Source organism: Pseudomonas sp. ICMP 3272, assembly GCF_001466905.1.
In the GTDB taxonomy this organism is placed as follows: Bacteria; Pseudomonadota; Gammaproteobacteria; order Pseudomonadales; family Pseudomonadaceae; genus Aquipseudomonas; species Aquipseudomonas amygdali.
Genome location: NZ_LKEK01000047.1, coordinates 82,930 through 97,760 on the forward strand (window position 1 = coordinate 82,930; position 14,831 = coordinate 97,760).

13 protein-coding genes are annotated in these 14,831 nt (G+C 60.5%); 7 read left to right on the plus strand and 6 right to left on the minus strand.

Going from position 1 to position 14,831, the window contains the following annotated elements; genetic code table 11:
* Nucleotides 1-12: 12 nt before the first annotated feature.
* Nucleotides 13-1,116, minus strand: a complete 1,104-nt coding sequence (locus AO068_RS11530) for a DUF2066 domain-containing protein (protein WP_058408414.1) — start codon at nucleotides 1,114-1,116, stop codon at nucleotides 13-15.
* Nucleotides 1,117-1,457: 341 nt separating this feature from the next.
* On the opposite strand from AO068_RS11530, the gene purM reads away from it, so the two are divergent.
* The 4 genes from purM to AO068_RS11555 all read left to right on the plus strand — a co-directional run bounded on the left by purM (nucleotide 1,458) and on the right by AO068_RS11555 (nucleotide 4,548).
* Nucleotides 1,458-2,516: a phosphoribosylformylglycinamidine cyclo-ligase gene (gene purM / locus AO068_RS11540; RefSeq protein ID WP_058408415.1), complete on the plus strand. Its 1,059-nt coding sequence runs from the start codon at nucleotides 1,458-1,460 to the stop codon at nucleotides 2,514-2,516.
* Complete coding sequence (purN, locus tag AO068_RS11545) at nucleotides 2,516-3,166, plus strand: phosphoribosylglycinamide formyltransferase (RefSeq protein ID WP_058400184.1); 651 nt, start codon at nucleotides 2,516-2,518, stop codon at nucleotides 3,164-3,166. The genes purM and purN overlap by 1 nt, the downstream gene beginning before the upstream one ends.
* An 8-nt stretch (nucleotides 3,167-3,174) precedes the next feature.
* Nucleotides 3,175-3,888 (plus strand): DUF3108 domain-containing protein, encoded by a 714-nt coding sequence (locus tag AO068_RS11550; protein ID WP_002554612.1) that lies wholly within the window; start codon nucleotides 3,175-3,177, stop codon nucleotides 3,886-3,888.
* A gap of 480 nt (nucleotides 3,889-4,368) precedes the next feature.
* On the plus strand, nucleotides 4,369-4,548 hold the full coding sequence (locus AO068_RS11555) for a hypothetical protein (protein WP_002554613.1): 180 nt from the start codon (nucleotides 4,369-4,371) through the stop codon (nucleotides 4,546-4,548).
* Nucleotides 4,549-4,631: 83 nt separating this feature from the next.
* On the opposite strand, the gene AO068_RS11560 is transcribed toward AO068_RS11555, so the two are convergent.
* From AO068_RS11560 to cysM, 5 genes are all read right to left on the minus strand, one after another.
* Nucleotides 4,632-5,171: a DUF2058 domain-containing protein gene (locus AO068_RS11560; protein ID WP_005755227.1), complete on the minus strand. Its 540-nt coding sequence runs from the start codon at nucleotides 5,169-5,171 to the stop codon at nucleotides 4,632-4,634.
* A gap of 30 nt (nucleotides 5,172-5,201) precedes the next feature.
* The gene (gene mazG / locus AO068_RS11565) at nucleotides 5,202-6,035 is read right to left on the minus strand and encodes a nucleoside triphosphate pyrophosphohydrolase (RefSeq protein ID WP_058408416.1); all 834 of its coding nucleotides are present in this window, start codon (nucleotides 6,033-6,035) and stop codon (nucleotides 5,202-5,204) included.
* A 27-nt stretch (nucleotides 6,036-6,062) separates the two neighbouring features.
* Complete coding sequence (gene relA / locus AO068_RS11570) at nucleotides 6,063-8,306, minus strand: GTP diphosphokinase (protein ID WP_058400182.1); 2,244 nt, start codon at nucleotides 8,304-8,306, stop codon at nucleotides 6,063-6,065.
* A gap of 156 nt (nucleotides 8,307-8,462) precedes the next feature.
* A complete protein-coding gene (rlmD, locus tag AO068_RS11575; RefSeq protein WP_058408417.1) occupies nucleotides 8,463-9,818 on the minus strand; it encodes a 23S rRNA (uracil(1939)-C(5))-methyltransferase RlmD in 1,356 nt (451 codons plus the stop codon).
* On the minus strand, nucleotides 9,818-10,720 hold the full coding sequence (gene cysM / locus AO068_RS11580) for a cysteine synthase CysM (RefSeq protein WP_058408418.1): 903 nt from the start codon (nucleotides 10,718-10,720) through the stop codon (nucleotides 9,818-9,820). Before cysM ends, rlmD begins: the two co-directional genes overlap by 1 nt.
* Nucleotides 10,721-10,970: 250 nt before the next feature.
* Between cysM and AO068_RS11585 the strand changes: the two genes are divergently transcribed.
* The 3 genes from AO068_RS11585 (at nucleotide 10,971) to AO068_RS11595 (ending at nucleotide 14,675) form a co-directional block, all read left to right on the plus strand.
* The gene (locus AO068_RS11585) at nucleotides 10,971-13,724 is read left to right on the plus strand and encodes a response regulator (RefSeq protein WP_058408419.1); all 2,754 of its coding nucleotides are present in this window, start codon (nucleotides 10,971-10,973) and stop codon (nucleotides 13,722-13,724) included.
* A 109-nt stretch (nucleotides 13,725-13,833) separates the two neighbouring features.
* The gene (locus AO068_RS11590) at nucleotides 13,834-14,271 is read left to right on the plus strand and encodes a hypothetical protein (RefSeq protein ID WP_002554619.1); all 438 of its coding nucleotides are present in this window, start codon (nucleotides 13,834-13,836) and stop codon (nucleotides 14,269-14,271) included.
* Nucleotides 14,268-14,675: an META domain-containing protein gene (locus AO068_RS11595; protein WP_005755237.1), complete on the plus strand. Its 408-nt coding sequence runs from the start codon at nucleotides 14,268-14,270 to the stop codon at nucleotides 14,673-14,675. Before AO068_RS11590 ends, AO068_RS11595 begins: the two co-directional genes overlap by 4 nt.
* The last annotated feature ends 156 nt before the right edge of the window (nucleotides 14,676-14,831 follow it).

Here is a 14,831-nt window from a genome sequence, read left to right on the forward strand (position 1 = left end):
CGCTTTGCCGGATTACCAGCGGAAATAAAGCTGTGGCGCGGACGCCGGAACAATCATCGGTGCGGACGCAGGTGCCGGAACAGCAGCAGCTCCATTGGCTGGCGCAACCGGCGCAGTCGCATCGACAGGCGCAGCAGGCGGCGTTGCGGCAGCGGCTGCCTCGGCTGCGGGCACTTCCTGCAATTTGGCCAGCGACAACTGCGAGCGTAGCTGATCGGTGCTGCCACTGACCTCAAACACCACTTTATCGCCGTCGACAGAACTCAGACGCACGCCGAACGGATCAAGTAACTGAAGCAGTTGTGCATAGCGCTCCAGTGTCATGCCCTGAACCTGCACCAACAGGCCCGTCGAGGCACCGGGCTTGGCGACAAAACGTGGGGCCAGACGCTGGCTGACCGACAGCAGCACCGCATCGGCCAACGCTTCGGAACTAGCCGCGGTCGCGGTGCCCTGCTCGCGCTGATCGCCCAGCCACAAGCGCCATTTGCCCTGCCACTGGCCTGCGTCTTCCTTGGCGTGCACCGCCAGTATCGCGTCGGCACCGTAACGCTCGGAAGCTTCCTTGAGCGGCGCGGCATCAGTGCCTTCCAGTGCCTTGGCGTTACCGATGCCCTGCTCGCTCAAATCCGCCAGCGGCAGACGCAGCGGTAAACCACGGTGTTGCGCAGCGCGGCGTAGCGGTTCGGCGGCAGCCTGACCGTCACCGACCAGATTCGAGCCTTCCACCGAGTCGTTCAGCCACCAGCCGAGGATCGACGGGCGATTGCTGCCCCAGATCGACAGGCCGGCATCACGCAACGCACGGTCTGTGGTCGCCGGATCGAAGTCCACCAGCAGGGTTTCCGGCGGACCGGCCTCATAGCCGTACTGGCTGATGATTTGTTGCGGATCTTTGCGCAGCGCGGCGATGGCCGAACCCTGCGCGGCCTTGGCGTCACCGGTCAGGCGCAGCACCAGCGTTTCGACCGCGGCCTGGGTGGCCCGTGTGCGCTCATCGGGCGACTGACCAGCAACCGGCTCGCGGACCTGATAAAGGTTGCTGACCGTTTCGGCAAGACTGGGGAGGCTGATCAGGGACAGACAGCCGACTAGAAGAACTCTGGAAAAACGCATGGACAGTTCCCGAACGGAAAAAAGTAAAAAGAAGCTGTTTCAGGAGGTGTACAAGTCTGGGACAGCCTTGAACCACCAATCATTCAATTTGCGCATAAAGTACACCTTAAACGGCGGCACTCGCACTGACGGGAGGCGCCGGATCAGGTTTATTTGGCGCAACACCGCCCTGTTGTCGGCGCAAGGATGGCCCCTGGGGAGCAAGCCTGATAAAATCGCGCGCCTTCGCAGACCGGCAATCGCCACGGCCCAACATTACCACCGCATGACAGCGCGGTGCTGAACGGGTCCCAACGCAGCGGTCGATACCTCCGAATCCCCCCTAAAGGCCTGGATTTTCTATGAGCAAGCAACCCTCCCTGAGCTATAAAGACGCCGGTGTAGACATCGACGCCGGTGAAGCATTGGTCGAACGCATCAAGAGCGTCGCCAAGCGCACCAAGCGTCCGGAAGTCATGGGCGGCCTGGGAGGCTTCGGCGCCCTCTGCGAAATCCCGGCCGGCTACAAGCAACCGGTCCTGGTTTCCGGCACCGACGGCGTGGGCACCAAGCTGCGTCTGGCCCTGAACCTGAACAAGCACGACACCATCGGCATCGATCTGGTCGCCATGTGCGTCAATGACCTGGTGGTCTGCGGTGCAGAGCCGCTGTTCTTCCTCGATTACTACGCCACCGGCAAGCTGAACGTCGACACCGCTGCTCAGGTCGTCACCGGCATCGGTGCTGGCTGCGAACTGGCTGGCTGCTCGCTGGTCGGCGGCGAAACCGCTGAAATGCCGGGCATGTACGAAGGCGAAGACTACGATCTGGCTGGCTTCTGCGTCGGCGTCGTGGAAAAGGCCGAGATCATCGACGGTTCGAAAGTCGCTGCCGGTGATGCCCTGCTCGCCCTGCCATCGTCCGGCCCGCACTCCAACGGTTATTCGCTGATCCGCAAGATCATCGAAGTGGCCGGTGCCGATATCGAAAGCATTCAGCTGGACGGCAAGGCATTGACCGAGCTGCTGATGGCGCCCACCCGCATCTACGTCAAGCCGCTGCTCAAGCTGATCAAGGAAACCGGCGCGGTCAAGGCCATGGCCCACATCACCGGTGGCGGCCTGCTCGACAACATCCCGCGTGTTCTGCCGCAAGGCGCTCAGGCCGTTGTCGACGTCGCCAGCTGGCAGCGTCCGGCCGTTTTCGACTGGCTGCAGCAGCAAGGCAACGTCGCTGAAAACGAAATGCACCGCGTGCTGAACTGCGGCGTCGGCATGGTTATCTGCGTTGCTCAGGAACACGTTGAAGCCGCGCTGAAGGTTCTGCGCGAAGCTGGCGAGCAGCCATGGGTGATCGGTCAGATCGCCACCGCTGCCGAAGGTGCAGCACAAGTCGAGCTGAAAAACCTCAAGGCGCATTGATGCCAGCCACCTGCGATGTCGTGGTGCTGCTGTCCGGCACCGGCGGCAACCTGCAAGCGATGATCGACAGTTTCAAGGACGGGTCCAGCCCGGTCCGCATCCGCGCGGTGATTTCCAACCGCGCAGATGCGTTCGGTCTGCAACGCGCCAGGGACGCAGGCATCGAAGCCTGCGTGCTGGATCACACTGCCTATGAAGGCCGTGAAGCCTTCGATGCAGCGCTGATCGAACTGATCGACACTTTCCAGCCACAGTTGGTGGTACTGGCCGGATTCATGCGCATTCTCAGCGCAGGCTTCGTGCGCCACTTCCATGGCCGCCTTCTGAATATTCACCCTTCCCTGCTGCCGCGGTATAAAGGCTTGCACACGCACAAGCGTGCGCTGGAAGCTGGTGACACCGAGCATGGCTGCAGCGTGCATTTCGTCACCGAGGAACTCGATGGCGGCCCACTGGTCGTACAGGCAGTTATTTCGGTACAGTTGCACGACACGCCCACAACGCTCGCGCAACGGGTTCATGTTCAAGAGCACCGTATTTACCCACTGGCCATTCGCTGGTTTGCCGAGGGCCGACTGAGCCTTGGTGAACAAGGTGCGTTACTGGATAGCCAGTTACTCCCGGCCAGCGGCCATCTGATTCGACATTAGGAGATATTATGCGTCGCGCTCTGCTCTTCGCTTTCGCTCTGCTCGCATTGCCTGCCGTACAGGCCGCAGAACTTCAACCCTTCTCCGCCAGCTACACCGCCGACTGGAAACAGCTGCCCATGAGCGGCACGGCTGAACGCAGCCTGGAAGCCGGTGCCAATGGCACCTGGACCCTGAGCTTCAAGGCCTCGATGATGATTGCCAGCCTGACTGAAGTCAGCACGCTGAAGGTCGACAAGGAAACCTTGCTGCCACAGACCTACAGCTTCGAGCGAAGCGGCCTGGGCAAATCCAAGAAGGTTGATCTGGCGTTCGACTGGAACACCAAGTTCGTCACCGGCACCGACCGTGGCGATGCGATCAAGCTGCCGCTCAACCGTGGCATCCTCGACAAGTCCACGTATCAGCTGGCGTTGCAACACGACATCGCTGATGGCAAGAAGAGCATGAGCTACCAGGTGGTCGACGGTGATGAAGTAGACACCTACGACTTCCGCGTACTGGGCTCGGAAAAGGTCACCACCAAGACTGGCCAGGTCGATGCGATCAAGGTCGAGCGCGTACGTGACCCGACACAAAGCAAGCGCACCACCGTGCTGTGGTTCGCCAAGGACTGGGATTACCTGCTCGTGCGCCTGCAACAGGTCGAAACCGACGGCAAGGAATACAACATCGTGCTGCTCGACGGCACCGTGAACGGCAAGGCTGTCAAAGGCAGCTGATTGCCCTGACCGCCCGTAGCACCGAGCCCCGCTTATTAGCGGGGCTTTTTATTGGCTGCAAACAAGAGGACGCAGAGCGTCCAGAACGGCATGCCGACGCAGAGCGTCGCACGATAGTGGCGGTGCTCTCCAGGACACCTAGCGCTCCCTTCACTCCGCGTGGGAATGCCGACGCCGAACCTCGCGCAATAAGGACACCTATCGTTCCCTACGCTCCGCGTGGGAATGCCGTTCTTGACGCTCCGCGTCATCTTTCTGCACCGCTAAAGGCACATGAAAAATCCTTCACCTTGCCGTTTCCACGCTACAGGCCTCGCCATGCAAGGGCTGTAGGCGAACGACCATTTTTTGATCGCTCGGGAACCTGAACAGGCTATTTACTTAGGGAGCTAACAAATTCTATAAAAGAGTCCTGCGACACATCGCCGCAGTATCCAGAGGCCTAACCACTCAGGCCATCAAAGTCAGGAGCTTACTACTATGACTGTCAGAGTTACTGAACGCGACGACGCCCACCTCTCTCACGAAGCCGTTGCCGACGGCATCCAGATCTGGGACGTGCATCAACAGGACCAACTTGTAGGCATGTTTCACGTAGAGTCCGATGCTCTACGCTACAAGGAAGAGCTGGAAGCACTGGAAAGCCAGGGCAACCACTAAGCAACTTCCCTGAACCAGAAAACCCCAGAACAATAAACGACAAAACCCGCTGAATGCGGGTTTTGTTTTGACCGGTCAGCGAGTTACCACATCAGGTCGTCAGGCACCTGATACGCAGCGTACGGATCGTCAGCATCCGGCGCTTCGGTCGGGGTGTTGAGCAACACGATACGGCGCGGGTCGCGCTCCTGGATCTTCAGCGCAGCCTCACGCGGAATGATCTCGTAACCGCCGCCGTGGTGAACAATGGCCAGCGAACCGCTGCTGAGCTTGTTGCGCACCAGCGCGTTGACCGAGATCCGCTTGACCTTCTTGTCGTCAACGAAGTTGTAGTAATCCTCGGTAATCAGCTTGGGCAGGCGCGACACTTCGATCAGTTGTTTGACCTGAGCGGCGCGGGCCTTCTGCTCGACCTTCTCCTGCTGCTGGCGGTTGAGCTCCTGGTCACGCTTGGCCTTCTCGGCCATGGCTTCCTGAGCCGCACGTTTTTGCGAGTCGTCGGCCTGAGCCTGACCCTTGTGCACCAGACGCTGCTCTTTCTGCTTTTCTTTGCCGACCTGCTTGGCCTGCTTTTGGTTGACCAGACCTGCCTTGAGCAACTGATCGCGAAGGGAAAGGCTCATTGTCTACTCACTTATACCGTTACCGCACACTCAGCCGCAGCCGGGCGTGCTCTTTTCCTGACGTTTGGCTTCGCCCCACAATGCGTCCATTTCTTCGAGCGTGCACGATTCGATAGGACGCTGGATGTGGCGCAATGCCTGTTCAATGAATCGGAAGCGTCTGTCGAACTTGCTATTAGCCGAGCGTAGCGCAGTTTCCGGGTCGACTTTAAGGTGCCGGGCCAGGTTGACGACGCTGAACAGCAAATCGCCGACTTCCTCGGCAATGCCTTCGGCGTCATTGTCGACCATGGCTTCAAGAATTTCATCGAGTTCTTCACGCACCTTGTCGACCACCGGCAACGCTGCAGGCCAGTCGAAGCCGACCTGCGAAGCACGCTTCTGCAGTTTGGCGGCACGACTCAACGCAGGCAAGGCCACCGGCACGTCATCGAGCAACGACAACTGCTCGGGCGCGCCAGACTTTTCGGCACGCTCCTCGGCCTTGATTTCGTCCCAACGCTGGTTGACCTGCTCGTCGGTCAGGCGCGGCGTTTCTGCCGGCGCATACAGCTCGCCAGTCGGAAACACGTGCGGATGGCGACGCAGCAACTTGCGGGTAATGCCGTCGATGACGTCGTCGAATTCAAACCGGCCTTCTTCCTTGGCCAACTGAGCATAGAAGACCACCTGAAACAGCAGGTCTCCCAGCTCACCCTTCAGATGGTCGAGGTCGCCCTGCTCGATAGCATCGGCCACCTCGTAGGCTTCTTCCAGCGTATGCGGCACGATGCTGGCGTAGGTCTGCTTCAGATCCCACGGGCAACCAGACTGCGGATCACGCAGCCGCGCCATGAGGTTCAGCAGGTCTTGAACTGTATGCATGGGGCTCCCTGTGAGCGCAGGCAACGCTTATGGCGTCCTGTTCCTGCGCGTTTCAATGATGTTCGGCAACTGGGAAATACGCCCCAGCAACCGTCCCAGCGCGTCCAGACCCGGAATCTCGATGGTCAGCGACATGAGCGCTGTGTTGTCTTCCTTGTTCGAGCGGGTGTTGACCGCCAGCACGTTGATACGCTCGTTGAGCAGCACCTGGGTGACGTCACGCAGCAGGCCGGAACGGTCGTACGCGCGGATGATGATGTCCACCGGGTACGTGAGCACCGGCACCGGCCCCCAACTGACCTGAATGATCCGCTCGGGCTCGCGACCGCCCAGTTGCAGCACCGAAGCGCAATCCTGACGGTGAATGCTGACGCCACGGCCCTGGGTGATGTAACCGACGATCGCATCGCCCGGCAGCGGCTGGCAGCAACCGGCCATCTGTGTCATCAGGTTGCCGACGCCCTGAATCTGAATATCGCCACGCTTGCCAGGCTTGTAGCCCGTAGCCTTGCGCGGGATCAGTTCCAGCTGTTCATTGACGCGATCAGGTTCCACCTGCTGCTGAGCCAGATTGACCAGCTGCGCCAGACGCAGATCACCCGCGCCCAGGGCGGCAAACATGTCGTCGGCGGTCTTGTGATTAGCCTTGTCCGCCAGCTTGTCGAAGTCGACCTGCGGCAATGCCAGACGCGCCAGTTCGCGCTCGATAAGGGTTTTACCGGCAGCAACGTTCTGGTCGCGGGCCTGCAATTTGAACCAGTGAACAATCTTCGCCCGCGCCCGCGAGGTGGTGATGTAACCCAGGTTGGAGTTCAGCCAGTCGCGGCTCGGCGTGCCGTGCTTGCTGGTGATGATCTCGACCTGCTCACCGGTCTGCAGGCTGTAGTTGAGCGGTACGATGCGGCCGTTGATCTTCGCACCACGGCAGTTATGGCCGATTTCGGTGTGCACCCGATAGGCAAAGTCCAACGGTGTCGCGCCCTTGGGCAGGTCGATGGCGTGGCCGTCAGGGGTGAAGACGTAGACGCGGTCAGGCTCGATATCAACCCGCAGCTGGTCTGCCAGCCCACCGATGTCACCCAGCTCTTCATGCCATTCGAGCACCTGACGCAGCCAGGAAATCTTCTCTTCGTAATGATTGGAGCCGGATTTGACGTCGGTGCCCTTATAGCGCCAGTGCGCGCAAACACCCAGTTCGGCCTCTTCATGCATGGCGTGGGTGCGGATCTGCACTTCCAGCACCTTGCCTTCCGGCCCTATCACGGCGGTGTGCAGCGAGCGATAGCCGTTTTCCTTGGGGTTGGCGATGTAATCGTCGAACTCTTTGGGAATATGTCGCCACAAGGTGTGCACAATGCCCAGAGCGGTATAGCAATCGCGCATTTCCGGGACCAGTACACGCAACGCGCGCACGTCATAGATCTGGCTGAATGCCAGGCCTTTGCGCTGCATTTTGCGCCAGATGGAATAGATATGTTTGGCTCGGCCACTGATGTCAGCCGTCACGCCGGTGGCTTGCAGTTCGTTGTCGAGCTGGGACATGACGTCGCTGATGAAGCGCTCGCGGTCCAGCCGGCGCTCGTGCAGCAGCTTGGCGATCTGCTTGTACTGATCAGGCTCCAGGTAGCGGAAAGACAGGTCTTCCAGCTCCCACTTGATGTGCCCGATCCCCAGACGGTGGGCCAGCGGCGCGTAGATATCGAATACTTCCCGTGCCACACGGTTGCGTTTCTCGTCGTCGGCGTTCTTCACCGCACGAATCGCGCAGGTACGCTCGGCCAGTTTGATCAGCGCAACGCGAACGTCGTCGACCATCGCCACGAGCATCTTGCGCAGGTTTTCAACCTGCGCCTGACTGCCCAGCACCAGAGATTGACGAGGGCTGAGACTGGCGCTGATCGCGGCCATGCGCAGCACGCCGTCGATCAGTTTGGCGACCGTCGCGCCGAAACGCTGCTCGACCTCCGGCAAAGGGATGACGCCTTCGCGCACGCCGCGGTAAATGACCGCTGCAACCAGCGAGTCCTGATCCAGCTTGAGGTCAGCCAGGATCTCCGCGATTTCCAGACCGGTCTGGAAACTGGAGGTGCCCTCTGCCCAATGATTCTTGTGGACCTTGTCGTTCTGCTCGGCTTGCCGGGCGAATTCACAGGCCTGTTTCATGACTTCCCGGTCCAGGACCAGGTCGACGCTGACAATATGATCGAGCCACGCGTCGAGATTGATACTGCCGTCTGTGTTTATCGGCTGGTTCGCTCTCACCTGTACCATGCTGCTTACCTTCCCTACGGCGCGATGAATAGCGCCATCAGTCGCCAGCCTTCTGAGCGAATGCCACTTGCCGGGCAAGCAAGGACCGGCATTCGCGGGCCAGTCGGATTAAATGAGGTTCCTTGTCAGCAGCGACCTCGATCCAATGAACGCTGCTCACTTACTCATTTCAAATAAAGCCATCGCCTCGACATGCGCCGTCTGTGGAAACATATCGAGGATTCCGGCACGTTTTAATCGGTAGCCCTGACTGATCAGTTCGACCGTGTCACGAGCCAAAGTTGCCGGGTTGCATGAAACATAAAGCAGTCGCCGGGCACCCGTTTTTCTGATCTGGCGAACCACTTCAAAAGCCCCGTCACGCGGTGGGTCCAAGAGTACCGCAGAAAACCCTTCTGCCGCCCAGTCGGCATGTGTCAGCGGCTGGGAAAGATCCGCCTGAAAAAACTGCACATTGTGCAGATCATTACTCATTGCGTTGACGGCTGCACGCTCGACCATGGTCGCAACGCCTTCGACCGCCACCACTTCCCTGGCCAGACCCGCCAGCGGCAAGGCGAAATTGCCCAGACCACAGAACAGGTCCATGACACGTTCGTCTTTTGCAGGCGCCAGCCATTGCAGGGCCTGCTCGATCATCGCGGTGTTGACCGCCGCGTTGACCTGAATGAAATCTCCCGGTCGCCAGGCCAGTTGCAGGTTCCACGGCTCCAGCCGGTAACCCAGCGTATCGCCGGGGCTGGCCGGTTGGGGCTCGCCCTCGCCGTGCAGCCACAGCTGCGCGCGGTGCTTCGAGCAGAACGCCTGCAGAATCGCCAGGTCGGCCTCGGCAAGCGGCGCGGTGTGGCGCAACAACACGGCAGTCGCAACCCCACTGAACAACTCGACGTGACCCAGCGCCTGCGGTTTGCTGAAGTTTTTCAGCATGCCAGGCAACTCATTCATGATGGGTTGCAAGGCCTGTACCAGCACCGGACAGTGTTCGATGCTGACGATGTCCTGACTGGCGGCTGCGCGGAACCCCACGTCCAGCCTTTTGGCCTTGGCATCCCAGCGAACCGCGACCCGCGCGCGTCGGCGATAGGCCAGCTCGGCACCGCTCAACGGCGCAGCCCATTCATCCGGCACCACGTTCGCCACCCGCAACAGTTGCTCGGCAAGCATGCGCTGTTTCAGGGCAAGCTGTTCTTCGTGGGGCACATGCTGAACACTGCAGCCGCCGCAGCGGCCGAAATACTCACAGGCCGCAGCGCGACGCATGGTGCTGGCGGTGAAGACCCGCTCGGTGCGCGCCTCGACGACCTTGCCGCGCGCGTTGAGCACGCGCGCCTCGACCTCCTCGCCCGCCAGACTGCCGGCGACAAACCAGGTCTTGCCGTCGAGAAAAGCGATACCGCGACCGTCGTCGGACAGCCGCTCGATGGTCAACCGCTGCTTTTTACCGGCAGGAATCTGTACGGTTTTAACGCCGCCCGCAGGCTGAAAGCGCAAACCTCTTTCGTGCTTGGCCATCAGTTGGGCGAATCGTAGACGCCGGTCGACAGGTAACGGTCGCCTCGGTCACAGATGATCGCCACAATCACGGCGTTTTCGACTTCCTGGGAAATACGCAACGCCCCGGCGACCGAGCCACCGGACGACACGCCACAGAAGATGCCTTCTTCGCGCGCCAGTCGGCGCATGGTGTCTTCGGCCTCGGTCTGGCTCATGTCGATAATGCGATCGACGCGGTCCGACTGGTAAATCTTCGGCAGGTATTCGTGCGGCCAGCGGCGAATGCCGGGGATCGAAGCACCCTCCATCGGTTGCAGACCGACGATCTGCACCTCGGGATTCTGCTCCTTGAGGTAGCGCGAGGTGCCCATGATGGTGCCGGTGGTGCCCATCGAGCTGACGAAATGGGTGATGGTGCCCGCCGTCTGCTGCCAGATTTCCGGACCGGTGGACGTATAGTGCGCCTCGGGGTTGTCGCCATTGGCGAATTGATCGAGCACCTTGCCGCGGCCTTCGGCCTGCATGCGCTCGGCCAGATCACGGGCACCTTCCATGCCCTCGTCCTTGCTGACCGAAATCAGCTCGGCACCGTATGCGGTCATTGCGGCCTTGCGTTCGGCACTGGAGTTGTCCGGCATGATCAGAATCATCCGGTAACCCTTTATCGCTGCGGCCATGGCCAGCGCGATCCCGGTATTGCCGGAGGTGGCTTCGATCAGCGTGTCACCCGGATGGATCTGGCCGCGCAACTCGGCACGGGTGATCATCGACAGGGCCGGACGGTCTTTTACCGAGCCAGCGGGGTTATTACCTTCAAGCTTCAACAGGAGGGTATTGCTGGTATTACCCGCCATGCGTTGCAGACGCACCAGCGGAGTGTTGCCGACGCAATCGGCAATGGTTTGATACTGCAGGGTCATGGCGTCTTCGCAATCCAGACTGCGGGGGGTGCCTATCATAACGGCAAACGGCCAAAGCCCATATCACGCAAAGTGCGCTGCTTATTCCCAAAAAGAATAAACACTGATTTTTCCACTGCGCCCCCGTCCTGCACAGAGAGTTAGGTGCCCATGCTGACGGTAAATGGCTAAACTCAACCCCTTGTGCCGATACAGCCAGGCAGCCGATGCCTGTTATCGACGGACTGATACGTGTTGCCGGAGAACGAGCGTGCTGACCAAGCTGGGTATAAAAGGCCGTGTGCTGCTACTGACTATTTTGCCTGCCAGCCTGATGGCCGCAATGCTCGGTGGTTATTTCACCTGGATGCAGTTGAGCGAACTGCAAAGCCAGTTGCTGCAGCGCGGCGAAATGATCGCTCAGGACCTGGCGCCATTGGCCGCCAACGCATTGGGTCGCAAGGACAAGGTCCTGCTGAGCCGCATCGCGACCCAGACCCTGGAGCAGACCGACGTGCGCGCCGTATCGTTTCTCGATGCCGATCGCACGCCACTGGCCCATGCCGGGCCGACCATGATCAGCCCGTCGCCGATCGGCAGCGGCTCGCAGTTGCTCAATTCGACCGGCACCGACGCGACGCGTTATTTGCTCCCGGTATTCGGCAATCAACGCCACCTGACCAGCCCGATCATTCCGGCCGAAGCCGACACCCTGCTGGGCTGGGTCGAACTTGAAATATCCCATAACGGCACGCTGTTGCGCGGCTATCGAAGCCTGTTTGCCAGCCTGCTGCTGATCCTGACCGGGCTGGCCTGCACCGCGACTCTTGCAGTACGCATGAGCCGCACCATCAACGGGCCGATGAGCCAGATCAAACAGGCAGTGTCGCAGCTCAAAGACGGCAATCTCGAAACCCGCCTGCCGCCGCTGGGCAGTCGGGAACTGGACGAGCTGGCCTCTGGCATCAATCGCATGGCGGCGACCTTGCAGAACGCGCAGGAAGAACTGCAACTGAGCATCGATCAGGCGACCGAGGATGTACGGCAGAATCTGGAAACCATCGAGATCCAGAACATCGAGCTGGACCTGGCGCGCAAGGAAGCCCTTGAAGCAAGCCGGATCAAGTCCGAATTCCTGGCTAACATGAGCCACGAAATCCGCACGCCGCTCAATGGCATTCTGGGTTTCACCCATTTGCTGCAAAAAAGCGAGCTCACGCCGCGCCAGTTCGACTACCTGGGCACCATCGAGAAGTCGGCCGACAACCTGTTGAGCATCATCAACGAGATTCTCGACTTTTCGAAAATCGAGGCTGGCAAGCTGGTGCTCGATAACATCCCGTTCAACCTGCGCGACCTGTTGCAGGACACCTTGACCATCCTCGCCCCGGCGGCGCACGCCAAACAGCTGGAACTGGTCAGTCTGGTGTATCGCGATACGCCACTGGCGCTGTCCGGCGACCCGCTGCGCCTGCGGCAGATTCTGACCAACCTGGTCAGCAACGCGATCAAATTCACCCGCGAAGGCACCATCGTCGCCCGCGCCATGCTTGAAGACGAAACCGAAGAGCACGCGCAATTGCGCATCAGCGTGCAGGACACCGGCATCGGCCTGTCCAGTCAGGATGTTCGGGCGCTGTTCCAGGCCTTCAGCCAGGCCGACAACTCGCTCTCCCGCCAGCCGGGCGGCACGGGTCTGGGCCTGGTGATTTCCAAGCGCCTGATCGAACAGATGGGCGGCGAAATAGGTGTCGACAGCACGCCGGGCGAAGGTTCGGAATTCTGGATCAGTCTGAAACTGCCCAAGGCCCGCGAAGACAAGGAAGAATCGTTCAATATCCCGCTGGGAGGACTACGCGCAGCAGTGCTTGAACACCATGACCTGGCGCGGCAGGCGCTGGAGCATCAGCTGGAAGACTGCGGCCTGCAAACCATCGTGTTCAACAACCTGGAAAACCTGCTCAACGGGGTGACGGCGGCGCACGAGACCCCGCTGGCTATCGATCTGGCGGTACTCGGCGTGACCGCGCTGGAAATATCCCCGGAACGGCTGCGCCAGCACATCTGGGACCTGGAAAACCTCAACTGCAAAGTCATGGTGCTGTGCCCAACCACCGAGCACGCGCTGTTCCAGTTGGCGGTCCACGATGTCTATACCCAGTTACAAGCCAAACCCGCCTGCACCCGAAAACTGCAAAAAGCGCTGTCCGAACTGATCGCGCCGCGGGCGATCCGCGCCGACATTGGTCCGCCGCTGTCGAGCCGCGCGCCGCGGGTACTGTGCGTGGATGACAACCCGGCCAACCTGCTGCTGGTGCAGACCTTGCTCGAAGACATGGGCGCAGAAGTGGTCGCTGTCGAGGGCGGCTATGCAGCGGTCAATGCAGTGCAGCAGGAAGCGTTCGATCTGGTGTTGATGGACGTGCAGATGCCTGGTATGGACGGGCGCCAGGCCACCGAGGCGATTCGGGCCTGGGAAGCTGAACGCAACCAGAGCTCTCTGCCGATCGTGGCACTTACCGCCCACGCGATGGCCAATGAAAAACGCTCGCTGCTGCAAAGTGGCATGGATGACTACCTGACCAAACCGATCAGCGAGCGACAGCTGGCGCAGGTGGTCCTCAAGTGGACGGGGCTGGCACTGCGCAACCCGGCGCCGGAACGCCAGAACGAAGCACCTGACGTGCACGTCGGGCCGCTGGTGCTCGATCATGAGGAAGGGCTGCGCTTGGCTGCGGGCAAGGCGGACCTCGCCGCCGACATGCTGGCCATGCTGCTGGCCTCGCTGGCCGCCGACCGCGAGGCCATCCGTGTGGCGCGGGCCAACCAGGATGTACAGGCGTTGATCGAGCGCATTCACCGTCTGCACGGCGCAACGCGCTACTGCGGCGTCCCGCAACTGCGCACCGCCTGTCAACGCGCCGAGACCCTGCTCAAGCAGAACGCCGCGCACACCGAAGCGGCTCTGGACGATCTGGACAAAGCCATCATTCGTCTGGAAGCCGAGGCACGGGTGACAGCGTGATGGCACCGCTTGCTCCTCACACTCCAGCGCAGCAATGCCGTTCCGGGTGCCCTGCGTCCGATCCTGAAGGCGTGGAGCATGATAGGATGCGCGCAATTTTGGAGGACCCATGGTCGAACACGATTTTCGCTACAGCATGCTCAACCCGCAGCACACATTGACCGAATGCCGCACTTTGGCACCCGGTCGCTATCAAGTCACCGGTAACGGCGGCTCGATTCATGACAACGACCAGTTGCTGGTGACGATCAAAGGCAGCAAAAGCCTGCACATGCGCCTGACCGTCGAAAAAGTCCGGCACCTGATCAACCCGCCGGGCCAATGGATTGCAGTGGCCAAAGGGCCGGTGTTCGATGAGTTGGCGATTCATCAGTGGAAAGTGAATTGCGACAGCTGCGCCGCCGAACTGAACTTCGAGTTCATGGTAGAGAGCAAGCTGGGCGTCAAGGCGCAGAAACCTGCCGCCATCGCGCGCATCGCGGAGCTGGGCTGGAAAACCGAAGGCGAGAAGCACCTCTGCAAGAAGTGCCAGGAGAAAGCGGCATGAAACAGTTTGCGCTCCTGAGCCTGATCGGCGGCGCGCTGCTGGCCGGTTGTACCGCTGACCCGCTGTCGATCCAGCAGGATCACAGTTATGTAACGGAGTGGATCGGCGAACGTCCGCTGATCGACAACAGCCGCCTGACCATGACCCTGGGTGCCGATGGCCGCGCGTATGGCAATGCAGGCTGCAACCACTGGTTCGCGCCCTATACGCTGAACGACCACAGCATCAGCTTCGGCCCGGTGGGCAAAACCCGCAAGATGTGCGCCCCCGCGCTGATGGAGCAGGAACAACGCTTCATCAAAGCCATCAGCAGCGTGCAACGCTGGGACATCTCGCCCATCGAGCAACTGCGCCTGTGGCCAGCCCAAGGCAAGCCGTTGCGCTTCTGGCTGGAAGATAGCTGATCCGAAGCTCCGCGTAACTTGCGACGCAGAGCGTCTAGAACTGCATTCCCACGCTGGAGCGTAGGGAACGATAATCCCGACTATCGTGTGATGTTCTGCGCAACGCCTGGATCAAAGCAGACTGCTTGCGCATTTCACTATCGTGCGACGCTCCGC